Below are 26,570 nucleotides of genomic sequence, written 5' to 3'. Positions count from 1 at the left end.
AAGAGATTATTTAGAAAGCTCTACGACTGTATCATAAAAGATAGCTGTTGCGATCACAATGTCTTCGGCTGAGCTATACTCTAATGGGTTATGGCTAATACCGTCTTTGGAACGTACAAATAGCATGGCAATTGGTGCGATTTCAGCGATATTCATGGCATCATGTCCAGCGCCACTTACAAGGAAATAGGGCTGTATTCCTTGTTTTTCAATGCTTGTCGCTAATTGCTGCTGTAACACTGCATCAGTTTTTGCTGGCTTCACACGCTGTAAAATCTTAGAAGATAGCGTTACATGTCTACGTGTAGCAATCTGTTGGAGCTGCTGTAAAATGGTAGCTTCCAATACATTGATCTTGCTTTCATCAATATCTCGCAGGTCAATAGTGAATGTAACTTTACCTGGAATAACATTTGTACCATTAGGAGATACATTGAGCTTTCCAACAGTTGCAACTGAGCCTGTTGTGTTATTTAATAGCTGTTCAATAGCTAAAATCATTTCACTTGCAGCCGTAAGCGCATCCTGACGAATTGGCATTGGTGTTGCCCCTGCATGCTCACTAACGCCTGTTACAGTGATCTCTAACCATACTGGGGCTGCGATGCCTGTGACAACGCCAACAGGTAGTCCCTCATTTTCTAATACTTTTCCTTGCTCAATATGCATTTCTAAGTAAGCTTTAATATCATCACGTGGTGGTTGCTCGAAAGGATACGGTGCCAATTGAAATGCCTTCATAGCTTCTTCAATAGAAATACCATTCTTGTCTGTGAACTGTAGTTGACCCTCTGTTAAAAGACCAGCCATTGCTCTACTACCAATTAGTCCAAAATCAAATCTTGTGCCTTCTTCATCTTTAAACGCAACAACTTGAATTTTTTTAGATGGGATTAATTGTTGCTCGTGCATTGTGTGGACAACCTCAATGGCAGCTAGTACACCTAATGCGCCATCATATTTACCGCCTTCTGGTACTGTATCGATATGTGAGCCTAGCATAATCGTTTCGTTTCCTTCACCATACGTACCAATAAGATTTCCTATAGCATCGATTGTCACAACCATTCCCGCTTCTTCCATATAAGTCGTTACTAACTCAATCGCTTGCTTTTCCTCTGATGTAAAAGAGAAACGGTTAACACCGCCTGTTGCTTCATTGCGGCCAATCTGACTTAAATCTTCAAGATGCTGTAAAAGTCTTTCTCTATTAATCATAGCTATCACTCTTTCATTTGGAATTGGAAGTGGCATTGACCCTCACGTAGGACAAACTCATCATGTACCACCTCAAAGTTTTTATTGTAGCCTTTTGCAATTGAAGGGTCGATCACTTTACAATACAAAATACCGTATTTACCCATTCCGTCATCCGCCCATTGCTGTCCAAGTGGGCAATGTGTGAATGTTTGTTCAACCTCATCTTCTTTATAAACCGTTTCAATTTCAAATAAATCGCTGCGCCCCATATCATAGTTTGTTAAATAGTTTTTCAACGAATTTTCTAAGCCATTTGTACGTGCACGTTGAGCAATACCTGCACCACGCTTATTGCCAAAGCGTTCTACGGCACGCATAATCACCTGTTCACCTTCTTCACCGTACGTATCAACCACTGGCTTCGCAATATGTGCAAACATTTTTGAGAAGCGAGCAAATGTTGTTAAATCTGTATATTGCCCTTGACCTTCAACAATTTGTGGTAAATATTCAAAGAATGTATGATTTTCGCCTTCTGCTGTTGCCTTTTTCGCCATTGCTTCAGCATCCTTTAAACCAAATGCCTGCAAGCCTTGTTGAATTAATTCACGACCATGCTCTCCGTATTGCTCCGTGATGGAGAGATGTAATTCAGTAAACATTTTTGCTGTAATAATATCCATGGATAAAGCTTTCATCATTAATTTTTCCTCTGCCATTTTGATGCCCCCTTAGCGCAAACCTTATTGATTTACTTGGATTTTATTTTTATTATAGAGGAGAGGAGTAAAATAAATCAAATGAATATTTGAACAATCAAATATGAAAAAAAATCATAAAAGGAGTTGGAGTAATAATGGCAACATTAGCGCAATATATGGCTTTTTATACATTGATTGATACGGGTAATTTTACAGAAACGGGGCTAAAGCTAAATCTTACACAGTCGTCAATTAGCCATACAATTAGTAATTTAGAGGCAGAATTAGGGCTATCGTTAATTATTCGAAATCGCAATAATATTGCTTTAACAAGTGAGGGGAAAGTTATTTATGAGCATATTTCAAAAATTTTGCAGCAACAGCAACAGCTTGAAACCTCTGTGGCTAATTTAAAAAATCTGATTGGTGGTACATTATCTGTTGGCATTCTCCCAAGTGTTTCACTAGTTTTATTGCCAAAAGTGCTAGCGTATTTTGAGCAGCATCATCCAGACCTACAAATTCGCTTGATGGAGGGAGATTACGATCAAATTGAGGGGTGGCTTTATAATGGCATAGTAGATATCGGCTTTTTAGTGCAGCCAAATTCTAAAAACCTTATATTTGATGCTATTTTTGATGATGAGCTTGTTTGTATTATGGCGAAGGAGCATCCATTGGCAAAGGAGGATAAGCTTTACCTTGAGCAATTACAACATGAACGCTGGATTATGCCAAAGCGTACAATTGATCGTGATGTTTCCAAGCTTTTAGCTAAGCATAAAATTCATCCAAATGTGGTTTATGAATTATCAGTGGATCAGGTTATTTTAACAATGGTCAATGAAAACCTAGGTATATCCATTGTTCCAAATTCTCTTTTATTGCATACACCAAATAATCTTGTAAGAAAAAAATTTTACCAGGCTTATGTTCGGCAGGTTGGAATTGCCCATAAACATAGTATTCACCTTTCTCCAGGTGCTTTAAAGTTTGTAGAAATATCGAAACACTTTGCTTCTCTTTTACAAATTTAGTGATTGGCAATTAATATAAACAACCATTCTGTCAGCAGTTTCATGACGACTATTAGTGAGGGTATTTTTCATAAAACATTCATACATCTTTCTCGTTTTATTGCGGTGATGAGTGAGTTTGTTGAATTATTATTCTAATTAAATGAGGTTTGGTTATTTATAATAGTGTGTCCTTTTGCTCTTTTGGGGGAAGCGTGTGTCAGGTGTTGGAATTATAGTTTCCTGCTAGAGAGGTGGTACAGACTGGTAGGGGATAGTTAAAAATATACTGGAATAATTATAAGAGAGAAAAGGAAACATCTGTTTTGATAAAATATTACTCAAAATAGAGTTTCCTTTTTATGCTTATTCCATTATTGAAATAGGATAGAAATAAGAGCAACCACCGTAACAGCAAATTACATAATGGGTGGATCTTTTAGGTGAGCAAAGGCTGTGTAAAAATGAAGCAAGGGGGCTAGGAAATGTTTAATGATTTTAAGCTTAAGGATGATAGTCCGGTTTATGTGCAGTTGAAGGATTATATAAAAGACATGATTGTCAATGGGCATCTACTGGCGCATCAAAAGCTTCCATCTACCCGTGAACTTAGTAAGCTATTAGCAGTTAGTAGAAATACAGTGCTGAATGCATATGCTGAGTTGGAGCAAAACGGCATGATCTATGCAGTAAAAGGAAAAGGGAACTTTGTAGGAAATGTTACTACATTGAAAACAGCAGCCATTGAATTTGATTGGAAGGCAAAACTGAATAAAGAGACTTTGCTTGCAGATGAGCTTGATTTAATACGTCAAGATCTGCATTGGCAAAGAGGAATGATCTCCTTTACTAGTATTGCGCCAGAAGAAAAGCTTTTTGATGTTGAAAATTTTAAAAGAGCGTTTCTCACAAGGATGTCCATTGAAGGCGATATTGTCTTGAATTATGGCTATGCAAAGGGTTATAAACCTTTAATTGACTATCTTCTTCGCTATATGGAAGTAAAAGGTGTGGATATTTCCAATAAAGACATTTTAATTACCAATGGTTTTACGGAGGGGCTAGATATTTTTTTATCCTCCATAGCTAAAAAAACAGGACGTGTGCTATGTGAAAATCCTACACATCATGCAGCCTTAAAGCTTTTTCGATTACATGGGCTAGATATACATGGTTTCGATATGATGGATCACGGCATTGATATAGATCAAGTGGAGCAAAGCTTAGCAGAATTGGCGTATGATTTTGCTTATCTTATTCCGTCCTATCATAATCCAACTGGTATTGTCACTTCTTCTGAAAAAAGAAATGCTATTATTCAACTTTTTTCCAAGCACCAAATCCCTATTGTAGAGGACGGTTTTAATGAGGAATTACGATATTCCAGCGCCCATTTAGCGCCACTGATAGCTTTTAGTGGGGCAGGTAATAATGTGGTGTATATTAGCAGCTTTTCAAAAATCCTTTTCCCTGGGCTGCGTGTTGGCTGGATATTAGCGGACAAGGAGCTCATTGCTTGCTTAGAGAGCATGAAAAGAGCGCGAACTATTCATACCTCAACATTAGATCAGGCTGTGCTCTATCAATATTTGCAGGATAGCTATTTTGAAAAATATTTAAAAAAAGCAAGAGCTGTCTATAAGAAAAAATATGAGCTAGCTCGACAGGCTTGTAATCAATACATTCCCTTTAGCAGAATGACAGGAGATGGGGGGCTTCATCTTTTTATAGAGCTAGAGGAGGGCGTGGATGCACGTAGGTTGTTGAAGAAGTGCTATACCAAGGGTGTTGTATTTTATCCAGGAGATGTTTTTTTCACAAATGGGCTAGGCAGCAATACACTGCGATTAGGCTTTTCTCGTTTATCAGATGAGGATATTGTGCGCGGTATTCAAATTATCGGTGATACATTGAAAAATGACATGGGGAGTTGAAAAAATGAAGGTTGGCGTGATTATGGGTGGCACTTCCTCTGAGAAGCAGGTTTCGATGATGACAGGAAAGGAAATGGTTGCCCATTTAGATAAGAAGAAATATGATGTTGTAGCGATTAAATTAGATCATCATAAAGAGCTAATTGACAAAATCCATGATATTGATGTGGCTTTATTAGCCCTACATGGTAAATTTGGTGAGGATGGTACGATTCAGGGTGTCCTAGAAACAATAGGCATTCCCTATACAGGAAGTGGCATTCTCGCAAGCAGTCTATGTATGGACAAAAATATAGCGAAAAAAATGCTACGCTATGAAGGTATTGCAACACCTGATTGGCTACATCATGTAAGGGGCGAAGAGCTTCCTTTGCATGAGATAGAAGGCATGGGCTACCCGCTAGTTGTCAAACCGAATGCTGGTGGCTCTAGTGTAGGTGTCCAAATCGTAGAGGATAAAAAATCCCTATTAGCTGCTATAACGGAGATACTCAAATGGGATACAGAAATTATTATTGAGCAGTACATGGAGGGGGATGAAATTACATGTGCTATATTGAATGGCGAGCTTTTACCAATTCTAGCTATTAAACATACGGCAGTATTTTTTGATTACAAGGCGAAATATAACGATGACTCGACAATAGAAGAGCCTATAGAGCTTCCATCAGCTATTCATCAACGTGTGGCAAATGCGGCAATGACGAGTTATAAAACATTAAAGTGTAGTGTATATGCAAGAGTGGATATGTTGATAAAAGATGGCATTCCTTACGTTTTAGAGGTTAATACGCTACCTGGCATGACCCAAAATAGCTTGCTACCAAAAAGTGCACATGCTGCAGGCATCAGCTACTCAGAGCTGCTAAATAAAATTATTGAAACCTCCTTGCAGATTAGAAGAAATGGATAAATAAAAAACATCTTTTGTTTAAATAATATTAAGACCTAAATTAAAGGACATAACATATTTTATATGACTAATATGTTATGTCCTTTGTTATTCAAATAATGCACCCCGTTAGTTCAACAAGACGGAATAGTCAAAGCATAATAAACAAAGCTTAACTTCTGACCCTTCATTTCGAATTCTTCACTACTAGTAGCTATTATCTCAAAACCATTTTTCTCTAAAACTCTTTGAGAAGCTATATTATTAGTTGTTGTTTTCGCTTTGATCTGTTTTATATCTTCATCAGTTACTTTTTCTATTAATAATTTCAATGCTTTATTGGCAATACCTTTTCCAGTATATGCTTGTCCTACCCTATAACCAAGATGACCGATTTTATGAAATTCATCAATATCCACTAAATTTATTCTTCCTAGAATAGAACTATCTTTATCTTTAATTAAATAGAAATATGAACCTCCTTGAACTTGCTCTTCAAGTAAAGCTTCGTGTCTTCTTTTAAAAATCTCAGGATTATAGTAGTCATCTCCACGAGTAGGTACCATTTCTTCAAAAAATGCTCTGTTTTCAAGTTCAAAGTTATACAAACCTTCGACATCTGTAACTTGTAATCTTTCAATAGATATATCCATGTAATATCACCTCCATTATCACCTATTAAACGCTAATGGCACTGCCTTCTCCAAAAAATAATAGTAACGCTTGTTCTTATAGCTGATTATATCTAGCTATTGGATATGTTTATCAATTCAGTAAACATACGTTTTTTGTATTTTATATATTGTACCAATAGTTCGATATGTAATGAATCAATCTGATATGTATGAAAAAAGAGGATATATGCCCTTGTATTGAACATATTATCCTCTTATTAATTTCGTCTATTTAAGAAGGGAACAAAAGGCGCTTTTGCTTGTCTTAAGATTTTGCTAGTTCAATAAAGCCTTCTCCAAAGACATCCCTTACATCATGAATGGCAATAAAGGCATCTTTATCGATTTCTTTAACAATCTTTTTAAGCTTTACAACCTCTTGCTTACTAATCACAATATACAGGACCTCCTTTTGCTCCTTTGTATAATAGCCATGACCAGCAAGCACCGTCACACCACGATTCATAAAAGCTGTAACACGTTCAGCAATAGCTTCTGGCTTTTTAGAAATAATGGTAACAGCCTTTTTAGGATTTACTCCTTCAATAACAAATTCCATGATCTTTGTAGCCACATATAGCATAATAATCGTTAGCATTAATGCTTCTGCACCAATAACGAAATAAGATGCAAACGCAACAATTAAGTCAAAGAATAGTAGGCCATAGCTAATACTCCAGCCTAAATATTTGTTTGTCATTCTTGCTAAAATTGTGGAGCCTGCTGTTGTACCGCCTACTCTAATAATAAGACCAATACCAACACCAGCAAAGACGCCGCCAAAAATCGTATTGACAATAATTTCATTTGAGGAAATTGACCACGATTCTGTTAAATGTAAGAATAGGGAATGGAAGGAGACCGCAATAATTGTATAAATTGTTGTTTGTCTGCTTAAAAATTTATAACCAGCAACAAGTAATGCTGCATTTAAGACAAAGCTGACAATACTAGGTGACCAGCCAAACAGATAGTAAGCAATAATCGTTAAACCTGTTACACCACCTTCACCTAAATCATTTGGAATAACAAATAAGTTAACAGCTAGTGCAAAAAGCAACGCTCCAAGCATAATTACTAACATATCAATGACATACTTTTTCATTTATAAAACACCACCATTTCCTATTTGATTTTTTTCTTAAGTCCATACTATAGCAGGTTTTTCACAATTGATACACCCTTTAAGTCAATATTGAAAGTCAATTTTCTAATCTTGACTTACTGAAAAAAGTATTTATAATAATTGTAATACTTAAAGGAGGATGATTAAAAAATGACACATTCTATGAAGCTTCGTTTTCCGACTTTGGCCCAATAACTAAATATGGTCAAAAGCTCTGTTTGTGAAACTAGAGTAAACGGGATAGGTCTGTCCTTTTTTAATCATCTTCATAAGGCTGTAGAGTCATCTTTTTTGTGAGGATAAAATAGTATATCTTTGTTACGTTTATCACAGGCAGATTGTCTGTGATTTTTTTTAGGAGGAGAAGTGCCATGCATATGTTATTGTTCTTTTGATACGAGCTGTTAAAAAAGCTCGTATCGATGCTATTGCTATCGATACGAAATCAATTTATTTCGGGAGGTAGCAATATGGAAAAAGTATGCTTTGAATTAGAACATATAGAAGTTGTTTATTTAGATAAAGAGATATTAACAATTGAAAAATTAGCGGTGCATCAATTTGATCGCATTGGAATTGTTGGAAAAAATGGTGTAGGTAAAAGTACGTTAATGAAGTTGCTTGCGGGTAAGGTTCAGCCAACAAGAGGAAAAGTAAAGCGTTATGTGGACTTTGGCTATTTTGAGCAAATGGACGCACCAACATTAGCCGAGGCAGATGCCGCATTATTAGGAAAGCTAGCGGTTCCTAAATCTTCTCCCCAGCTAAGTGGTGGCGAACAAACAAGGTTAAAGCTAGCCCAATTGTTTTCTACTTATCAGGAAACTCTTCTTATGGATGAACCAACAACGCATTTAGATCAGGCAGGTATTGCATTTTTACTGGATGAATTACGTTACTATTATGGAGCATTGCTAGTTATTAGTCATGATCGAGCTGTACTGGATGAACTGGTTACAACAATTTGGGAAGTTGATGAAGGTAAGGTGTATGTCTATTCTGGCAATTACAGTGATTATGCTGCACAAAAACAACTACAGCGTGAGCAACAAAGCCAAGCACATAGCCAGTATATAAAAGAAAAAAATCGGCTTGAAAAAGCTGCGGATGAAAAAATGAAAAGAGCTGAAAAAATTACGCAGGCGGGGAGCATGTCAAAAAGAGAAGCAAATGCACCAGCCAATCGTATGTTTATGACAAAGTCAAAAGGCACAAGTCAAAAGGCTATGCAGCGTGCAGCGAAGGCCATTGAGCATCGACTGGAAAAGCTTCATGCGGTAGAGGCTGTACAGCAAGAGCAAAAAATCGTTTTTCGACAATCCAAAGCATTAACCATGCATAATAAATTTCCGATTATGGCGGATAGACTAAGTTTACAGGTTCAGAATAAGGTACTATTGGAGGAAGCGAGCTTTCAAATACCATTAGGTAAAAAAATAGCACTTACGGGTAGCAATGGCAGTGGGAAAAGTACATTGCTCCGTTATATTTTTCATAAAGGTGAAGGGCTAATTATTTCACCAAAGGCAAAAATAGGCTATTTCCAGCAAATGAGTTATCAGTTTACTAGTGAGGAAACGGTATTGCAGTTTTTAAAAAACCGTTCAGATTATGAGGAAGGTTTATTGCGTAGTGTTCTCCATGCTATGCAATTTGATGGCACAGATTTACAAAAAAGTGTGATGTCCTTAAGTGGTGGAGAAGCTATACGTCTTCAGCTCTGCCAGCTATTTCTGGGAGAGTATAATATTTTATTGTTGGATGAACCGACAAATTTTTTAGATATTCTCGCACTTGAAGCACTTGAGCAATTCATAATTGCCTATGAGGGAACCGTTATTTTTGTCACACATGATAAAAGCTTTATAGAGAATGTAGCTGAATTACAGTTCACGATTTGTGATAAAAAAATAAAGTAAGCAAAAAGGTGCGATTCTATATTTAGGAGAATCGCACCTTTTTCTTGAAAATCTATAAACAAGAAGGTGATCGGAAAATATTGGCGAAAATGTAGGGTAGACAAAATAAAAGGATGATGAATATGCTTGTGACGACAAAATTAAAAATTAATAAGCCAGCCCATCAAATATTTGAAGCCATTGTTTCTCCTACAGAAATCGGTAATTTTTGGTTCTCTAGCAGCTCAGAAAGATGGGACACGGGTAAGAGAATTATATTGAAATATAAGGAGTACCATGCAGAGGGCGTAATAACTGTACTAGAAATAGAACCCGAAAAGAAAATCGTATTTTCATGGGGAGAAGAGCACGATGAGATTACGATGGTAACAATTTCTTTGCAACAACAGCAAAGTGAAACGATTATTGAGGTAGTAGAATCAGGATTTGATGTGCATGACCCAGAAATTGTCGCAAAAATGATGGCGCAAAAAGAGGGCTGGGTTTATACATTAACATGCCTTAAGGGGTATATAGAAAATGGCATTAGCAATTTAAGAGCTTCGTTAATCCATTAAGGGGGCAACTGGGATGGCGGAAACACAAGAAATAGAAGAATTAGCAAATAAAATAGCATATGCAGCAAGAAAATCATTTTTGGAGCTTTTTAAAAATGGTGAACGGTTTTATTACTGTACATTCTTTACCACTGGGGAAGGGCATGCACCGAGCATTTCTGCTTGGTCATGGGAGGCATTGACACGTGAAGCGAATAAACAAGCCATCCACAGTGATAGGCCAGCCCCTGAAATGGCTGATCTTATTAAATGGTCGTATGCAGACTCTCCATATTACTGTTTTGGTGAAGAAAATTTTGCTGATGTATATGAATCCTTTGCAAAGAGACCGTTTATTTGGACACTGGAAAATGAAGAATGGCACAAAGAATTAATGCTACGCTTACAGGCAATGGAGATAGCCCTAAAAATGCTTGATGAAGAGGGGCTATTTTCCTTAAATCAACCAAGGGATGCTATATGTATTACTGTTGAAATAATGCCCCCAGAAGAAATCAATAGCCAAATAGCGCTACGATTAAATAATCCGTCATCACCAGCTCTACAGCAATGGTTGGCCGAAGCGGCAGAATGAATGGGAGGTATTAGATGACAAGATTGTATTGGATTATTGGTGGAATTTGCATGAGTGTGGGATTAGTCGGAGGCATTGTTTTTTGGAAGGTACAAAAGGATATGAATCAGGCTGACCCTGCTTATATTGTACAATTTATAAAGGAGAATATTGGGGATGAGGATCTCTCCGTAGCGATTCAATATAATCAGCAGCCATGGATAGAGGTAAATACAAAAAAGCCTCTTCCTTTAGCAAGCACGATGAAAATAATTGTGGCGATTGCCTATGCTCAACAGGCGGCGGATGGGCGTATTGATCCGCAGCAGCAAGTTTCTTTAAAGGATTTAGAAACATTTTATCTGCCTAAAACAGATGGTGGTGCGCATGAGGCATGGCTAGAGCAACTAAATCTTAATGGCAGGAATGGTATACCTTTAAGTGAGGTAGCAAAAGGGATGATTGCCTATAGTTCAAATGCCAATACAGAATATTTGATGCATGTGCTATGATTTGAGCGGATTCATGATGTGCTACAACAATTAAAAGTGATAGATCATGAGCCTCTATATCCAATCGTAAGTGCGCTCTATATCCCCACACAATTGATAGAAGAAAAAGACTTAACGCCAAAGAAGCTTTAACGGCTATACGCAATATGGCTATGACTGAATACCGGGGGAGAGCTTTGGCTATCCACGCTACTTGGGTAGAGCATCCTTTGACAAAGCAGGAGAAAATAAAAATATTGAAAACACTGAATATGGATGTTCAAAAAATTTGGTCTGATCGTTTAATAAAGGCTACCACGAGCGATTATATTGCTATTTTAGAAAAACTAAATCGTAAAAATTACTTTAGTGAGGATGTGCATAAGCATTTAGATCCCGTGATGGAACAACTAATGGAGAATCCGGCAAATCAACAATGGTTAACACATGCAGGGCAAAAAGGAGGATCGACTGCCTTTGTCTTGACAATAGCGGCTTATGCGGAAGATAAAGAAGGGAATCAAACGGAAATAGCCTTTTTTGCTAATAATTTAACGGCAAAGGAACAAATCAAGCTTTCTAAAAGTATGAATAGTTTTCAATTGAAGTTTCTTAAAGATGATGTATTTCGTATGCGTCTAACACAGGAATTATCCTAATAATAGAAGGTGAAAATTCGTATAAACTCTTGTGATATAGGGTTTGCGCGAAGAAAATAAAGCGGATTTTTACCATCAAGTTTATGAACGTTCATCAATTAAACTTTCCAGAAAACCTGAGAAGGTAGGAGCATATACATAGATCATATCATTCATTAAGTCATAACACAGCACTGGAAATTCTCCATGCTTATCTTTAGACGAGGTATCAAAGAAATACAGCTCATCTGCATCTGGGACGAATATATCTAACCTATTCGGAAGTCGTCTACACCAGTCCTCGTCAGCCAAGTTTAGACGGTGAATATCGGTATCATTGATGTCTCGATAAGCTAGCAGAGATAAAGTGAGAACGTTTCCTCCATTCATTTGTGCATTGCCATAAAATTTTAGCCATCAGCAATAACAGGGTGATAAGTTAAATCCTAGTTCTGCTTCAGCCTCTACAATCCAATTTTCTTCAACACCATGTCCAGGAAACCATTTAATGGCTGTTGTACTGGCAAGCTTTTCTGCTAATCTATCATCCATGGTAACTACTCCCAATCTTTTTATCAATAATATCTAATCTATATCTAATGTTCAAAGAGTAACCCTGTACGTAAAAGCACAAGAAGTACCTTTTCTCATTCAATTGCATAATATGAATTGATCATAGAAGAAAGGATTGAGGTACATGAATCACCCTTATTATGGTAATTACTCAATGTACCAGTATGGTTATCAGCCTACTTATTGGGCTTATCCAAATCAGGTGGAGCAAGGGACTAGACATCATATGCGGCAGGATTATGGAGGTGAGCCATTTGTTATAGATATTGAAGAGGCTACCAAGCGAAACAATCATTATCGTACAGCACTATGGACAGGGGCAAACTTACAAGTAACGGTGATGAGCCTTGAAGTAGGGGAAGATATTGGTTTAGAGGTGCATCCGCATGTCGATCAATTTATTTGCATTGAAGAGGGGCGTGGTGTGACTCAAATGGGACCTAGAAGAGATTATTTAAACGTTCAAAAAAACGTTTCAGAAGATACAGCGATAATGGTACCCGCAGGAACTTGGCATAACGTGACAAATACAGGAAATAAACCACTAAAGCTTTACACAATTTATGCACCACCGAATCATCCATTTGGAACGATTCATAGAACAAAGGCGGATGCAATTGCTGCAGAAGCAGGCTATGGACAGAGAGAATAAATGATCAAAGAAAGCGTGTTTTGATACAAACATGCTTTTTCTTGATATATTGTAGAGGATAACGGTCTTTAATAAAGGGTGATAGAGAAATGAAATACTCAAAGGCAACAAACTATGCTTTACATACAATGGTTATTTTGGCGCTGACTTCTCAAGAAAAATCAATAAGTGTGGAGTCTTTAGCAGAAATGCAAAGCTTATCGTCAACCTATCTTTCAAAAATTCTTACAAAGCTTGTGAAGGCAGGCTTAATTGTGTCGAATCCAGGTGTGAATGGCGGCTATCGTATTTCCAAGCATCCTCAGGAAATTTCCTTTTTAGATGTAATCTATGCGATTGAAGGACAGACCTCATTATTTAGCTGTTCCTCTGAACATAAAGATTCTCTTCATAAGGAAGGCTGTCTGATCGAGCAAGTGATGATAGAGGCTGAGAATAATATGAAAAAGGAACTTGGTAATAGGTATATTATGGATATAGCTAAGCAAGTTAAAGAAAAAGGGGAGTAGACGGATAGAATTCTTAAAGTGATGAATAAGGTAGTATGCAAAAATAAGTTCTCCATATATTAGAGGGGCACCCTTTTTAGATGACTTCAAGGGTGTCTTCATACAGTATATTTCTATTACACAAACATAGTATGAATTTATAATTCCTTACAAGCTCACAACCTTTAGGATAGGAGCAGTAAGTGCGACAACAAGCATGAATGTCATATATGGAAGAGGGACTCCCCAAAAAATCTCTGATTACTTTTAACGTTTAGGAATAGCCATATCTCCTACCAAATAAAATACGAGCTTTACAGTATCTTGCATCGCTATATTGGCATTTTCTAAATTTCTTTGCCTATTTTGAGTTTGAATCTCTCATCAAAATAGCATAAAATAACATCTGGTAAATATTCTATATAAATACCATTATAAAAGAACTTACAAATTGGATATGCTGGTCTAAAAGGTTATAATAGATTTATAGAATATAGGCTAATACGCTGATAAAGCTTTCACAAGGATAAAAAATTGACTTTTTAATTTACTAAAACATACAATTCACTTTACCCCCTTAGTTTTTCTACAAATAATTCTAAAAAAATACGAATGTCGTCTTATCTTATAGATAGATGGCTATACTGCATAAGAGGAAATTTTTACATAAGAATGATGCGTATTGTTGTAAATCCATTTTGATCGCGTAACCCTAGGCAGCGAGGCCGTTTTATAGAAGGAGTGAATCAATGAGTAAATTCTTTCAAAGCCATGGATTTAAACGTTTTATGCTTTTAGTCGGCATTGCGATTGCATTATATTTAATGCGTAGCATGATTAATATTATTCTACTTACGTTTATTATTACCTATTTGATGAATAAGCTTGCAACGAAAACAACAGAGGGTACGAGAAAATATGTACCACTGAATGAAAAAGCGGTGACGGTAACCTTGTATTTGTTACTTGCCGGTGCAATTGTAGCAGTGATTTATAAATATTTGCCGATTGTCACGCAGCAAATCACACAGCTTTTTGACCTTATAGCAAGCTTTAATGTTAATCCAGATGATAATGAGATTGCCAGATACTTAGCCCCAACCTTTGAGAAAATCGAACTTGATAAATATTTAGAGCAGGGTGTAGATATAACTCTTAAAAATATTACGAATATTGGTAAAATCATTATGCAAATCTTGATTTCATTAATATTAAGCTTATTTATCCTGTTAGAAAAGAAGCGAATTATTGAGTTTACCGCAAAATTTAAGGATAGTAAGATTGCACCTTTGTATGATGAGCTGCATTATTTTTCGAGAGTATTTATCCGTTCATTTGGAAAAGTAATTGAGGCACAGTTTATTATCGCTGCGGTTAACTGTGTACTATCAGTTATTATGCTTTATCTGATGGGCTTCCCACATTTAATTGCCCTTGGGATTATGATTTTTATTTTAGGTTTAGTGCCAGTTGCAGGTGTTATTATTTCATTAATACCAATGAGTATTATTGCCTATAGTATTGGTGGGCTAATGTATATTGTTTATATTTTAGTAATGGTGACAGTATTGCATGCGATTGAAGCCTATTTCTTAAATCCAAAGCTTATGTCTGCAAAGACGGATTTACCGATTTTCTATACATTTATGGTCATTATCTTCTCAGAGCATTTCTTTGGTGTATGGGGGTTAATCATTGGTATTCCGTTGTTTATTTTCTTACTGGATGTTCTAGGTGTTACCTCATCAGAAACGCCTAAACAAAAACCTATAAGACGAAGCAAAAAGCAAATAGAATAGCATTATAAAAGGAATCATCTCTTGCTATGCAGATGATTCCTTTTATTTTACACATTCTCTATAGAGGAAGAAGCAATGGTTTGTGGTCTTTTCTTAATGTACGTGTAAATAAGCAAAGCCGTAATACCCTCGACTACAGGGAAGGCCCACCAAATTGCTTGAGCACCAAATAATTTTGGGAGGATCAGAAGAGTCGGAATAAATAGAATTAAACTACGTAATAGCATAATCATTGTAGCCAGACGAATTCTTTCAATGGATTGGAAAAATTCCGCGAACACCATATTGAAGCCTAAAAATATATAGCCAATCGCAAAATAAGCAAAGCCCTGTGCTGCCATGTTGCGAATTGCAAATGTGCTATCACCAAATAGCGCCATTAACTGAGAAGGAACGAGCATCGCAATAATAGATGTGAGTAGTCCTAAAATAAGGGCAGTGGCTAAACCGATTTTTAATAAGGCTGTTAATCGCTCCATTAATTTAGCACCATGATGGTAGCTAACTAGTGGTTGAAGCGCCATACCAATCCCAAGGAAAATCATTAATAGCACGGTATGAATATAATTGACCATCGCATAAGCTGTGACACCATTTGCACCTAAATAATGCAAAAAGGTTATATTATATAAAATAACAATTACAGCTACAGAAGCTTCAACGATAAAGCTCGGTAGCCCAATAGCAAAAATTTTCTTGAGGTCTGTTAGATTAAAAAATGAAGTAACAAACTTAAGCTCAGATTGTGGAAGGAAAAAATGAAGGCAGAGCACAAACATACCAATAATTGTAGCAATGGCTGTTGCTAGGGCACAACCTGTTACACCATAATCGAGCATAAAAATAAAGACATAGTTTAAGATAATATTTAAGACAGATGTTGTTATTAAGCCAAGCATCGCCAGCTTTGGATTACCATCATTTCGGATAAAAATGCTTAAAAGATTTTCGATTGTATAAAACACACCAAATAGCAAAATAACATATAAATAGTCTTGCACATATGGATACGTATCATCACTTGCGCCAAATATATAAGAAATATCCCTTAGATTGAATAACAGCAGCCCGATAATAGTGAGCACAATAACAAGCATTGTTAGAAATGCTAGTGTAAAGAGCTGGTGTGCTCGCTGTTTATTGCCCTCGCCAAGAGCAATTGAGAAAAGTGTAGCGCCGCCCATACCAATCCACAGGGAGATAGAAAGTAAAATAGAGAAAATGGGAACAGCAATATTAACCCCTGCTAATGCTGTAGGTCCCACGCCATGACTAACAAAAATACCATCGACTAAAATATTAACGGACATTAAGAGCATACCGACCAGTGCTGGGAATAAATACGATAAAAATAATGGTTTCAATGGTCTTGTTTCAATTGGATTAATGGTTGTCATGTCTACACACCTCCAACACCATTACTTTTTCCCCTTTATCATCTCGTTCCCCGTTAAAGGTAAATCCAAATTGCTGATAGAGTCGAATGGCTACAGCGTTGTTATCATAAACGCTTAAATAGATATGAGCGCAGTTAAACTTTACAGTTAAATAATGAATAAGCTGCTGTAAAAAATATTTACCTAAACCTTGCTTTTGATAACGTTCATCAATTAAATAGCGATCAAGCCAAATACGCTGACTTTGATCATCATGGGGGAATACACCATACATAGCAAAGCCTATAGCGCTATTATCCTTGTACAAGCCTAAGGGTGTGAAATGACGATCCCTCTCTGCCTCTGCTAAGCATTGCCTAGTTGTTTCAATAAAATGTTGCTGATTGTCAGCAATGCGTAAAGCTAAAATTTCCTGTTTGCTGAAAGCTGTAATGTCACGTATTTCCGTGAACATAAATGTCAAAACCTTTCTATTTTTAATGTGAATAGGTACAATCTAAAGTATATAGTTACTATATAGTCAAGGGAGGAAACTTAAAATGCTTAATAAAAATGTGAAATTTTTTACAACAGGTGAGTTTGCTAAAATATGTAAAGTTAATAAGCAAACATTAATTTATTATGATCAAATTGGTTTATTGTCGCCTGCTATAAAGGACGGTAAAGGTTATCGTTATTATTCCCTTGCACAATATGATTTTTTTAGTGTCATTGAATTATTAAAAGCAGTAGGTATGTCCTTAAAAGACATTCAACAGTATATGGCAGAAAAATCACCTGAAAATTTTTTAGAATTAATGCAGCAGCAAAAGGAGATTGTTGCACAGAAGCGCCGAGAGTTAGAAATCATTGAAGGCATTATTGATGTCAAAATGAAAACAACAGAGGAAGCATTGCATCTTCACTTTGATGACATCACCATTGAATATTTTCCAGAGGCAACATTATATTTAAGTAAAAATATCGAAAATTCTACGGAGGAGCAATTTGTGAAGGCTGTAGCCGACTTTATTGAGGAGCTAGACCGCTCCCAATTAGATACAGGCTATCCAATAGGGGGCATTACAACAAGAGAGCAAGTGCTAGCGGGTAATTATGATAATTATAGTTACTTATATATAGAACAGCCACATCCAAGAGAGGGGCATCCTTATTTTAAAGCAATAGAGGGGCAGGTTATTATTGGCTATCATATAGGCCCCTCTAAAATGCTTGGCGAAACATATAGCCGATTATTTAAGGTGATGCATGAGCAAGGCTATCAATTAGGTCAGTATGTTTATGAGGAGTATATTTATGATGCTGTCATGAAAGATCGTGAAGAAGAGTATGTCACCAAAATTATGATGGAGGTAGAAAAAATTCAATAAGCTATAAGGAATGCTTATAGGTGAGCCCTTTATCGTATGTTGTCTTTTAGATATCAGTAAAATCTTCATATTTTTCTATTTCCTCTAATTAGGAAGGCGTTTTTTGACGATATAGAAGTAAATTTATAAGGGGGGTGAAGTTTTATGTGGATGGAGCGTTGGCATAGCTTAATCGAACAGTTAAAGCAGCAAGGAGCCTCTGTACATCCTATTGATGTTCAGCCTGGGGCGACAGAGCAGGAACTCCAGCAGGCTGAGGAGCAGCTTGACATCCCAATTCCTACTGAGTTTCGTCAAATATTACAAAATTATGCTCAACAAGTGAATCTCTATTGGTCTCTACCAGATACAGCGATTCTTCCAGAACAATTGACAGATAGACCTTCAGGTGATTTTGGATGGAGCTTGGTGGATTTATTTTTTCCTGACTTTGGTGGTGAGGAGGAGCTAGATAAGCAGCAATACCTACAATTTTACACAGCGCATAATGGAGATGCTGTTCTGATTAAGTTGGCAGATGAATCGATTTGGTATTGGAGCCATGAGGAGGATGAGTTTGATTTCCTTGCATCTAGCTTCCAGGCTTACGTTGATCATGTAACAGCTTTAGGCTGTATTGGGGTAGATTGCGGGCAGCATCGTCAGTTCTGTGATGCAGCTGGCTTAAATCCTTATTCAGCTAGCTCGCAAATTTGGCTACAGTGGTTTGAACAATATAGAACATCAGACTTACAGCAAGCTAAATCCAGCTTAGAGTCCTTGCTTTTCTATGTTTCTATGCATGGTATGAAAAATACTGAGGTGCAGGGGTTATTTTCATTATTCGATAAAGAACAAGTATATCAAGCATTGCGTCAGAAGATTGAGCAAGATTCATCCTTATGGCATCAACAAGTATGGAGCGATGTGCTAGTAAAGATATGTGCAGATAAGGCTGAGCAGTGGGTGAGAGGGCTATGGCAAGAGACTAACGAAATAGCAGAGACCTTGCGCGATTATTTAACAGCCTGTTGCTTACCAATGGAAGAGGGACTGACTTTAGTTCTTCAGGATATTGAAAAGGATAGGATTACTAGCTATACAGCCTTACATCGTCTGCGCCATTTCCATCATCCAAGTGTTATCCATTGGATGAAGGACTATCTTGCCTTTCCAATCGATGGATGGGCTACACTGTTAGCGCAATCACAGCCAAGTGCAGCGCTATTATTTGAATGGTTAAACGGTCATGAAGTAGAGAGGCTTACTGCCATCCGAGCCATTGATTATATGATGCGTCAGGGAATTGCGCCCACCACCGTTGTAGAAACGGAAAAGTGGCAGCCATTATTAATATTTTGGGCAGAGCATGAGGTATTACGAAAAAATAAACAACTCTTTAGCCATGCTTTAAATAGTTTGGATAGTTGGGTATGAAAGCCATAGGAGGAGATAGCTTGAATCACTTTACAATATGCGCTTCTAAGAACGATACACATGATATTGAAGAGGGAATTTTAGATACATTGGCACAGGGCTTTGTAGTTGAAAAAAATGATAGTAGCTATTTATTGAAATCGAAGGGGCTATTTAAAAAGCATCAAGGGGCTATTCATGTGATTGCTGATGATACAAACCCTGATTATTTTGCCAAAAATATTCCTGGCATGATGGGCTTTTATCATAATATCCCATTTAAAGATGAACAGCTAAAGGAACTTGTGATGATTCAAATATCAGTTTTCAACACAGTGATTGCAGTTGAGATGGACAAAGAAATAACGGACGAGCAAATGCAGCTATTAATAAAATTATTATCAAGTATAGGTGGTGTTGGCTTTTTACCAGATGGTACTTTGCTTGATCAACAAGGCTTAGTGATTGTTTATCCGAATGGAGAATCAGGACCATCGAACTTTAGACCTCATGCCTGTACAAAAATGATCAATGTCCAAGAGGCAACATCAGCACAAGGGGAAGCACGTAAAAATAACACGATTGCATTCTTAGTAGAGAAAGGAATACCTTATGTAGCATCATTGCCACAGCTGCCGTCGGTAGAGGACTGTGCTTTTAAAAGGCAGGAGGATATTGCGAAAAGAGCAGTAGCTTTATTAATTGCTATTCAATTTGCCTGTGATGTAGCACAAAGCGGAAATATTGAGGATTCAAGGGAGTTCTTTCTAAATATGCTGCATAAGTATAATGTACAGCAATTTTTAACGGACAATGAAAAGAGCTTTCTTCAGGCACAATATCCAGATGCACAAGAGGCAGTGAGCATTGCCTGGCAATATGAAGCATACTGGACGCTGATTTGGGCATTGGGTTTTGTGGAAACATTAGAGTTTCCAGATGATGTATGTGATTGTGACTATGCGATTCAGGTAGTCTCTAGCTGTGAAACATTTGAGCAATTTTATGCCCAAATAGCCATGCGTAGTAAGGAAGAAATTTTGGATGAGGCTGATAAAATTTATCGATTGCATTGGGCTTGTGTAAATAGTCGTATCAATGGGCAAGCCGCGCCATTAGCATTAAATGAAAGTGTTGTAATGGAAAGGCGTAGGGGCTTATTTTGGATGATTGACTATCACAATGAACAATGGGATACAATGTCAATGGATACATAGATAGAAAAGCATCTCCATTCTATACAACTGGAGATGCTCTTCCATTATTTATAATGATAGGTGTTTGCTCTAGTGTTGCGTTGAATTTGATTGAACCATGCACGATCTTTTTCTTCCTGCTGCAATGTTCCAGTAATGGAGGAGGAACAGCTCACACAAATTTTTGCTTGCGTTAACTGCCCACATCTTTCACACGGAGCACCTAAATTAGGAAATATAGATTTCTTTAATTTTCCGGTTTTCACCCATTTATAAAGTAGCTCAGATGATATGCCTGTTAAGGCGACAACCTCATCATTTGTTAAGTAGCGATTATTTTTTCTTAGTAAAAAATGATGTAACTCTGAAAATATATCCTCTTCTCTGACATCAATTCTTTTTTGAAATAGCAACATAATCAGTCCTCTCTCCCTCACATTCATTAACTGTTGTAGACTGTTCATCATATCTGTAATTTTCCCAACGCGTACGTGCAAGCTTTCGATATTTTGGCGATACATGTTTATCAGCAATTAAACGTGAGAACCCTCTTTTGGCTTCAGTAATATCACCGAGGCGGAGGCTTAGTTCTGCGTGTAAAAACTGAATTCTTTCCCCACCCTCCTGATTGGATGCAAAGGATTTACTATAAAAGTCTCTAGCTGCAAAAAGATAACGCTTTTCGGATTCCTGCTCATTTTTCAAACGATAGAGCCAGGCAATTTTTAAGGCGAAATTAGCCATTAACAGCGATTCCTCCATAGCTGCACGGGCTACTAAATAGGCGAGCTTAAAGCTAGTGATAGCATCGTCAATAGTGCGTTCCTGACAGATGTTCATTGGTTTTTGAAGCTCTTTAATATATAATTCCTCAATTAGCAACATAAAGGGCCCATATGTTCGAGACATTGATTTGTGGTAGGCATAGCCGCAATGTGGACATACAGCGACCTCGTACAGCAAAGGATTTAGGCCTTCATAAACAGGCATAAAATCAGATTGCTCCTCGATAATTTTATATCGATTAGGGCGTACTTTATATGTTGTAAAATGCTTTTTGCAACATTTACACTCCACATTACTTTCATAGTAGTAAATATTAAATGCCATAAGAATCAACTCCTTCTGTATGCCTTAGAATTTTATTTCTTTTGTCCTATTTATACGAATAAAATTATCGTTCAATGTATTTAATTTCTTATCTTTTATTTTAACAATTCTGTGTGCTTTGGTATACTCCTTTAGAATTATTAAAATAAAAATAATGTTTGTTTTATTAGTTAAATATCATTAAAAATACGGTTATAACAGTGTTTATCATTGTAATTAACATACGTTATATCGTCTGTAAAAAGTTTGTCGAAATACGTACAAAAATTTCATTGCAAATTTTTAAGGGATGTATATTTTATGATACAAAAGTATGGCTTCAGAGATAATTTAAGATGAAGGATAAAATAGATTTTTTGAGGTAGATAGCTATGTAGCAGAAAGCATGAAGTATGCAAATTTTATAAGAACAAGGATTTCAACTTCTAGCTACTACAGGAAGACCTTTGTCCATATGTCATGAGTTAAAAGAATTAGGATGTGGAACCTTTATTACAGCAAATGGATCATTTGTAAAGCGTCAAGATCGTGTTACCCATAACTGTTCAAAATGTACAAGCTATTGTACAGAAACAATAGCATAACCTCGCATGTCGATGAATAGTGTACAAAGCCCAATAGATCTATATGCGATGTGGGAAATATTATCTTCTGATTATGAATAAAAGTATTGTGGATGAAGGGGTGTTTCTTATGTGCCTATTTGGGACAGGTAGGCTGAAAAAGATATGTCGCTCAATTTCTGAATATATATAACAGCGATGACATCCTTATATTGCGAAGTATGACAGCAGGATGTTTCCAGGGCAATAGCTGTTAAGGTTGTACTGGATTACTTTAATATGAACGCAGAGGATGCAATAAGCCTTTAGTGATGGTAATAATGATATACTGGAGCAGGTAGGATTGGGGTTGAAGACGGGGAACGGTAGCTTACTTAAAAAAATGCTACAAAATTTGTTACCAAGGTAGTATAGAGTTTACCCTGTGTCAGCTTTGAATTATTTAAAGTAGTAGATATTTCAAATTATAATGAAACCTATTGATCATTTGTTTAAAAATTTTTAGGTGGGATAGATTTATGGTGCATCATATACAATCTCTAATTGAACATTATGGGTATTTGGGTATTATCGTGATACTAATTGGCGGTATTGTCGGACTGCCGCTTCCAGATGAGGTATTTTTGACATATATAGGCTATAGTGTTTATCGAAAAAATCTTGCACATATTCCTGCATTAATCAGTGCCATGATTGGTGCAGTTGGAGGCATTACCTTAAGCTACTATATCGGTTATCGCTTTGGCTTACCATTATTGCAGAAATATGGTCCTAAGGTTTATATTACTGAACAAAAAATAGCTTTTACTAAAAAAATGTTTGTCAAAATTGGCCCTCTCTTATTAGTAATAGGCTATTTTATTCCAGGTGTCCGCCACCTAACGGCTTATATTGCAGCTATTAATAATTATCCCTATAAAAAGTTTGCACTTTTCGCTTATATAGGGGCATTTATCTGGACTTTCACATTTATATCGTTAGGAAAGACGCTTGGAGAGAAGTGGCGATTTGTTGGATACTATTTATCCCATTATAGTATCTATCTCATCCTATTGTTTATTGTGGGGATGCTCATTGCTTATTATCTATTCAAAAAAAGAAATGTACAAAAATAAAAGTCGGTATACGCTATACCGACTTTTATATTATGGTAAAATAGCAAATGACCGCACAGGGAAGCCCGATGCTTTTTCTGGCTTAGGTACAATATTGAAGATGATAGCGCCCTTCGTAGGCAGCTTGTCCAAATTAGTCATTAACTCAATCTGATAGGTGTCTTGCTCAAGCACGAAATATTCACCATTTAACTTACCATTTTTACGAAAATCTGCAGCAGAATCGGTATCGAAGGTTTCATGTCCAATCGCACTGATTTTGCGTTCCTTGAATAAAAATTGCAGGGCCTCTAAGCCCCAGCCTGGAATATGATTATGTCCAAGCTCATCTGTATTATTGAAGGCCTCCTTATCTGACCAACGTTTACTCCAATCTGTACGAAGTGCTACAAAGGTACCTGCTTCAATCTCTCCATGCTGGGTTTCAAAATCGAGAATATTCTGAACCGTTAGCGTAAAATCATGATTGCTCGCTGCCTCCTGTGATTTATCAATGACGATAAGAGGAAGAACAAGTTCTTTTAGCTCTAATTCTTCTAGGTAACGTCTGTCTCGCACAAAATGAATGGGTGGATCGATATGTGTACCATATTGACCTGGGAACGTGAATTGTTGGGCAAAGAAGCCATCATCATGAGAGAATAATGTTTCAAATTTTGCATCTTCAAACATAAAAAAATGTGGTGAGTTAGGGCCGAATGTATGTGTTAAATCAACCCATTGTTTTGATTTTAATAATTGCAATGCTTGTAAAAGTTCGTTTGCCATTTAGCTCCCTGCTTTCTGTTGATAGTAGTAAATAAAAAGGAATCCCCTTATATAGAAGAGGACTCCTGTATAAAACATATAGAAGTTCGTCTTCTCATCTGTAAGGACAAAACCTTGCCCTTTGGAATTAGCACCATACTGTTAAGCTGGTTGCTGAGACTTCATCGGGCCACTCTCTCTGTCTCTCTCGATAAGAAAAAATATAAGAATATTCAAAAATAATAATTATTACTACTCTACCATACATTTTTATTGTTTACAACTTCAATAGGAATACAAGGTTAATGTTTTTCACCAATTCATATTCAAGGTGATACCACAACAGCCACTATCAATAAGACGTATTTGGAAACCATCTGGCGTATAGTTTGTTTCGAATTTCATGGTGATACCAGCAGATGAAATTAATTGCTCAACTTGTGTTTTGTTTGAAAGCTGCGCTGCATTCATTAAATCATGGGCAAATTGCTGGGAGCTATCAATTTTATCCGTTAGTAATTGTGCTTGCCGTATCATCGTCTTGATCCGTGTAGCTGAGGCTTTGAATTTATGTGTATCGATGGGTGGAAAGGGGCCATTATTGGTTGGCATTGCCAAAGGTCTAATGGCAAGCTGCTGGGGTGGATACTGGTAGGGATGAATAAAATATGGATAAGGATTGTAATACAATGTAATTCCTCCTATCCTATAACTGATATCTTATCTTATGTATGACAAGAGTTTTAGGTGTTATTTTCAAAGGAGGAGAGCTGGCTGAAATAATGGTAACAGATATTGGTTCTGTTTAGAAATAGATGTCCTTTCACATGACGAGGTAAGTATTCCAGAGCTGGAAGAAGCGTTTGGTGTGATCTGTCCACCAGCTTTTTCCTCATTATCAATAAAAGCATCCTATAAGATATTTTTTTAAGTGTCTATCTTATAGGATACAGTTTCGCCCTTTAAGATAATTTATTTTAATAAACTGAATTTTTTTGTTAACCTTCTGATTTCTTCGTCCTCACCAGCCACTATTACGCCAACAGGCTCTGTTTCTTCTATACTACTATTAGAAATTTTTTCTTTATATACCTCAAATTCGTTGTTTAAGGTTTGCCCTGTTTTAGAAAAAACGACACATTCAACTGAGCTTTTATCACTTAAAAGACTTTTACTAAAGTTTATTATTTGATTTTTACCCCCTTTAAGGATAAGCGTACTATATTTAATACCAGCATGTTGTACATTGCCCGTATCTACAACAGGTTGGTCAGAATAAAGGCTAGGGTTATTGATAACTAGCTGTCCCATTAGTAAAGCTGTTACGTTTGCGGCCGCTCCGATTTCCAAGTTTTTATCTACAATAATAGCTACTCTTTTCATCTTATCTTTACCCCTCTAATTCTTTTTTTGTGAAACAAACCCAAGGCATATCAATACCTTTTCTTAAAAAGTAATTTTCATTGCCTGTCATATCTACATAATTACTATTTTGAAAAATTGCTAAAAATTTATATATTATGATATTGTTACAAGATGGTATTGTCAATACGTTCCTATGAGTACTTACAAATAAATAGAATTTCTAAATGTTTAGTATATAGGAATGAAGGAATTTTATGAAAGCTGTATTTTTTAGAATCTGATTCTTACGTTCATTAAATCATGGGTAAATTGTTGGGAGCTATCAATTTTATCTGGCAGTAATTGTGCTAGCTGGATTAATGTCTTGATCCGTGTAGCTGAGGTTTTGAATATGGCCATTGCTACAGCTTTAATGGCAAGCTGATGGGGGATAAGGAGGGTAATACAATATAATTCCTTCTATTTATAATGGATAACTTATATATCATAAGGGCTTTAGATGTTATTACCAAAGGAGGAGGGCAATATAATAAATATTCGTCTATATATTAAAAATGGCTTTCGAGCTTATTATGACCGCTATTATCACATTTCTGATGAAGGCTTTTGTAGATGGATGCGTCCAGATGTTCCTGATGAAATGAAGGTAATGGATATTGATGGGGAATGGTCTGTTTGGAAATTGATTCCCTCTCAAGTGACCGAGCAAGATATTCAAGGCTTAGAAAAAGAATTTGGCTTGAAATTTCCACAATGGTATAAAGTATTTATTTCAACATACGCTCATTATTTTGATCATATCCCTGAACAAGATTTACATAATCCTTTAGACAATATTCGAGATATGTACAATCCTTCCCTATGCCATTTAGGCTACCTACCATTTTGTTGGGACGCAGAGTATGGTCATATTTTTTGTATAGATGTCAACCATTTAGAGGATGAAGAAAGCTGTGCCATTTATGCTATTGATCACGATATTTTATTTAATGAGGGGGTGGATATCCAAGCATCGTTAGAATATCTTTATCCTAATTTTAATGCTTATTTTGACCATACCTTTTTAGAAATCAAGTAGAGGGAAAATTTATTTTCCCTC

Annotated in this window: 28 protein-coding genes and 1 riboswitch; of the genes, 16 read left to right on the top strand and 12 right to left on the bottom strand. The window is 36.5% G+C overall.

Translation table 11 applies throughout. The annotated features are described in order from the left end of the window. Positions 1–6: 6 nt before the first annotated feature. Positions 7–1,218 (bottom strand): Zn-dependent hydrolase, encoded by a 1,212-nt coding sequence (locus tag MHB44_RS21715; protein ID WP_341300853.1) that lies wholly within the window; start codon positions 1,216–1,218, stop codon positions 7–9. Positions 1,219–1,223: 5 nt separating this feature from the next. Further along, positions 1,224–1,919, bottom strand: coding sequence for an L-2-amino-thiazoline-4-carboxylic acid hydrolase (locus tag MHB44_RS21710; RefSeq protein WP_341300852.1), 696 nt, complete (start codon positions 1,917–1,919; stop codon positions 1,224–1,226). A 137-nt stretch (positions 1,920–2,056) separates the two neighbouring features. Between MHB44_RS21710 and MHB44_RS21705 the strand changes: the two genes are divergently transcribed. The 3 genes from MHB44_RS21705 to MHB44_RS21695 all read left to right on the top strand — a co-directional run bounded on the left by MHB44_RS21705 (position 2,057) and on the right by MHB44_RS21695 (position 5,764). After that, positions 2,057–2,938 carry a LysR family transcriptional regulator gene (locus MHB44_RS21705; RefSeq protein ID WP_341300851.1) on the top strand — a complete coding sequence of 294 codons (882 nt, stop codon included), beginning with the start codon at positions 2,057–2,059 and terminating at the stop codon, positions 2,936–2,938. Between the two features lie 464 nt (positions 2,939–3,402). Continuing rightward, positions 3,403–4,851 carry a PLP-dependent aminotransferase family protein gene (locus MHB44_RS21700; RefSeq protein WP_341300850.1) on the top strand — a complete coding sequence of 483 codons (1,449 nt, stop codon included), beginning with the start codon at positions 3,403–3,405 and terminating at the stop codon, positions 4,849–4,851. A 4-nt stretch (positions 4,852–4,855) separates the two neighbouring features. Then, entirely contained in the window at positions 4,856–5,764 is a 909-nt protein-coding gene (locus tag MHB44_RS21695; protein WP_341300849.1) for a D-alanine--D-alanine ligase, read from the top strand. A gap of 113 nt (positions 5,765–5,877) precedes the next feature. Here the strand turns inward: MHB44_RS21695 and MHB44_RS21690 are convergent, their stop codons facing one another. After that, positions 5,878–6,396, bottom strand: a complete 519-nt coding sequence (locus MHB44_RS21690) for a GNAT family N-acetyltransferase (RefSeq protein WP_341300848.1) — start codon at positions 6,394–6,396, stop codon at positions 5,878–5,880. A gap of 286 nt (positions 6,397–6,682) precedes the next feature. Next, on the bottom strand, positions 6,683–7,522 hold the full coding sequence (locus MHB44_RS21685; protein ID WP_053996799.1) for a YitT family protein: 840 nt from the start codon (positions 7,520–7,522) through the stop codon (positions 6,683–6,685). Positions 7,523–8,013: 491 nt separating this feature from the next. On the opposite strand from MHB44_RS21685, the gene abc-f reads away from it, so the two are divergent. The 5 genes from abc-f (at position 8,014) to MHB44_RS21660 (ending at position 11,722) form a co-directional block, all read left to right on the top strand. After that, complete coding sequence (abc-f, locus tag MHB44_RS21680; protein WP_341300847.1) at positions 8,014–9,462, top strand: ABC-F type ribosomal protection protein; 1,449 nt, start codon at positions 8,014–8,016, stop codon at positions 9,460–9,462. Between the two features lie 113 nt (positions 9,463–9,575). Then, positions 9,576–10,019 carry an SRPBCC domain-containing protein gene (locus MHB44_RS21675; RefSeq protein ID WP_341300846.1) on the top strand — a complete coding sequence of 148 codons (444 nt, stop codon included), beginning with the start codon at positions 9,576–9,578 and terminating at the stop codon, positions 10,017–10,019. 13 nt (positions 10,020–10,032) lie between these two features. Further along, a complete protein-coding gene (locus MHB44_RS21670; RefSeq protein WP_341300845.1) occupies positions 10,033–10,593 on the top strand; it encodes a DUF4303 domain-containing protein in 561 nt (186 codons plus the stop codon). Positions 10,594–10,607: 14 nt separating this feature from the next. After that, on the top strand, positions 10,608–11,084 hold the full coding sequence (locus MHB44_RS21665) for a serine hydrolase (protein WP_341300844.1): 477 nt from the start codon (positions 10,608–10,610) through the stop codon (positions 11,082–11,084). Between the two features lie 236 nt (positions 11,085–11,320). Further along, positions 11,321–11,722 carry a hypothetical protein gene (locus MHB44_RS21660; RefSeq protein WP_341300843.1) on the top strand — a complete coding sequence of 134 codons (402 nt, stop codon included), beginning with the start codon at positions 11,321–11,323 and terminating at the stop codon, positions 11,720–11,722. Between the two features lie 396 nt (positions 11,723–12,118). Here the strand turns inward: MHB44_RS21660 and MHB44_RS21655 are convergent, their stop codons facing one another. Then, the gene (locus tag MHB44_RS21655; protein WP_341300842.1) at positions 12,119–12,253 is read right to left on the bottom strand and encodes a sugar kinase; all 135 of its coding nucleotides are present in this window, start codon (positions 12,251–12,253) and stop codon (positions 12,119–12,121) included. 145 nt (positions 12,254–12,398) lie between these two features. On the opposite strand from MHB44_RS21655, the gene MHB44_RS21650 reads away from it, so the two are divergent. From MHB44_RS21650 to MHB44_RS21640, 3 genes are all read left to right on the top strand, one after another. After that, complete coding sequence (locus MHB44_RS21650; protein ID WP_341300841.1) at positions 12,399–12,926, top strand: cupin domain-containing protein; 528 nt, start codon at positions 12,399–12,401, stop codon at positions 12,924–12,926. Positions 12,927–13,015: 89 nt separating this feature from the next. Continuing rightward, entirely contained in the window at positions 13,016–13,435 is a 420-nt protein-coding gene (locus MHB44_RS21645; RefSeq protein ID WP_341300840.1) for an Rrf2 family transcriptional regulator, read from the top strand. 728 nt (positions 13,436–14,163) lie between these two features. Continuing rightward, on the top strand, positions 14,164–15,213 hold the full coding sequence (locus MHB44_RS21640; protein ID WP_053996806.1) for an AI-2E family transporter: 1,050 nt from the start codon (positions 14,164–14,166) through the stop codon (positions 15,211–15,213). 47 nt (positions 15,214–15,260) lie between these two features. Here the strand turns inward: MHB44_RS21640 and MHB44_RS21635 are convergent, their stop codons facing one another. Then, positions 15,261–16,610 (bottom strand): MATE family efflux transporter, encoded by a 1,350-nt coding sequence (locus MHB44_RS21635; protein ID WP_341300839.1) that lies wholly within the window; start codon positions 16,608–16,610, stop codon positions 15,261–15,263. Next, on the bottom strand, positions 16,597–17,064 hold the full coding sequence (locus tag MHB44_RS21630; protein ID WP_341300838.1) for a GNAT family N-acetyltransferase: 468 nt from the start codon (positions 17,062–17,064) through the stop codon (positions 16,597–16,599). Before MHB44_RS21630 ends, MHB44_RS21635 begins: the two co-directional genes overlap by 14 nt. Positions 17,065–17,149: 85 nt before the next feature. Between MHB44_RS21630 and MHB44_RS21625 the strand changes: the two genes are divergently transcribed. The 3 genes from MHB44_RS21625 to MHB44_RS21615 all read left to right on the top strand — a co-directional run bounded on the left by MHB44_RS21625 (position 17,150) and on the right by MHB44_RS21615 (position 20,592). Beyond that, on the top strand, positions 17,150–17,980 hold the full coding sequence (locus MHB44_RS21625) for a MerR family transcriptional regulator (protein WP_341300837.1): 831 nt from the start codon (positions 17,150–17,152) through the stop codon (positions 17,978–17,980). A gap of 144 nt (positions 17,981–18,124) precedes the next feature. Then, a complete protein-coding gene (locus tag MHB44_RS21620) occupies positions 18,125–19,396 on the top strand; it encodes an SMI1/KNR4 family protein (protein WP_341300836.1) in 1,272 nt (423 codons plus the stop codon). Positions 19,397–19,416: 20 nt separating this feature from the next. Continuing rightward, positions 19,417–20,592 carry a DUF4272 domain-containing protein gene (locus MHB44_RS21615; RefSeq protein WP_341300835.1) on the top strand — a complete coding sequence of 392 codons (1,176 nt, stop codon included), beginning with the start codon at positions 19,417–19,419 and terminating at the stop codon, positions 20,590–20,592. A gap of 44 nt (positions 20,593–20,636) precedes the next feature. On the opposite strand, the gene MHB44_RS21610 is transcribed toward MHB44_RS21615, so the two are convergent. Together MHB44_RS21610 and MHB44_RS21605 are read right to left on the bottom strand one after the other, a co-directional pair. Further along, positions 20,637–20,987 (bottom strand): hypothetical protein, encoded by a 351-nt coding sequence (locus MHB44_RS21610; protein ID WP_053996812.1) that lies wholly within the window; start codon positions 20,985–20,987, stop codon positions 20,637–20,639. Further along, on the bottom strand, positions 20,962–21,681 hold the full coding sequence (locus tag MHB44_RS21605) for a DUF2225 domain-containing protein (RefSeq protein ID WP_053996813.1): 720 nt from the start codon (positions 21,679–21,681) through the stop codon (positions 20,962–20,964). Before MHB44_RS21605 ends, MHB44_RS21610 begins: the two co-directional genes overlap by 26 nt. Before the next feature lie 1,081 nt (positions 21,682–22,762). On the opposite strand from MHB44_RS21605, the gene MHB44_RS21600 reads away from it, so the two are divergent. After that, entirely contained in the window at positions 22,763–23,359 is a 597-nt protein-coding gene (locus MHB44_RS21600; RefSeq protein ID WP_341300834.1) for a DedA family protein, read from the top strand. Between the two features lie 30 nt (positions 23,360–23,389). On the opposite strand, the gene MHB44_RS21595 is transcribed toward MHB44_RS21600, so the two are convergent. The 3 genes from MHB44_RS21595 to MHB44_RS21585 all read right to left on the bottom strand — a co-directional run bounded on the left by MHB44_RS21595 (position 23,390) and on the right by MHB44_RS21585 (position 25,489). Next, on the bottom strand, positions 23,390–24,127 hold the full coding sequence (locus MHB44_RS21595; RefSeq protein ID WP_341300833.1) for a cyclase family protein: 738 nt from the start codon (positions 24,125–24,127) through the stop codon (positions 23,390–23,392). A gap of 91 nt (positions 24,128–24,218) precedes the next feature. Further along, a riboswitch (SAM riboswitch) is annotated at positions 24,219–24,324 on the bottom strand. Positions 24,325–24,418: 94 nt separating this feature from the next. Then, complete coding sequence (locus MHB44_RS21590) at positions 24,419–24,796, bottom strand: hypothetical protein (RefSeq protein WP_053996816.1); 378 nt, start codon at positions 24,794–24,796, stop codon at positions 24,419–24,421. A 282-nt stretch (positions 24,797–25,078) separates the two neighbouring features. Further along, the gene (locus MHB44_RS21585) at positions 25,079–25,489 is read right to left on the bottom strand and encodes a DUF2000 family protein (RefSeq protein ID WP_341300832.1); all 411 of its coding nucleotides are present in this window, start codon (positions 25,487–25,489) and stop codon (positions 25,079–25,081) included. Between the two features lie 481 nt (positions 25,490–25,970). Here MHB44_RS21585 and MHB44_RS21580 point away from each other — a divergent pair, with 481 nt between their 5' ends. After that, positions 25,971–26,549 carry an SMI1/KNR4 family protein gene (locus MHB44_RS21580; protein ID WP_341300831.1) on the top strand — a complete coding sequence of 193 codons (579 nt, stop codon included), beginning with the start codon at positions 25,971–25,973 and terminating at the stop codon, positions 26,547–26,549. The last annotated feature ends 21 nt before the right edge of the window (positions 26,550–26,570 follow it).

The organism is Lysinibacillus sp. FSL H8-0500, from assembly GCF_038051955.1.
GTDB lineage: Bacteria > Bacillota > Bacilli > Bacillales_A > Planococcaceae > Lysinibacillus > Lysinibacillus macroides.
Note: the sequence above shows the minus strand (reverse complement) of the source record. Positions and strands in the feature narration are given on the sequence as shown.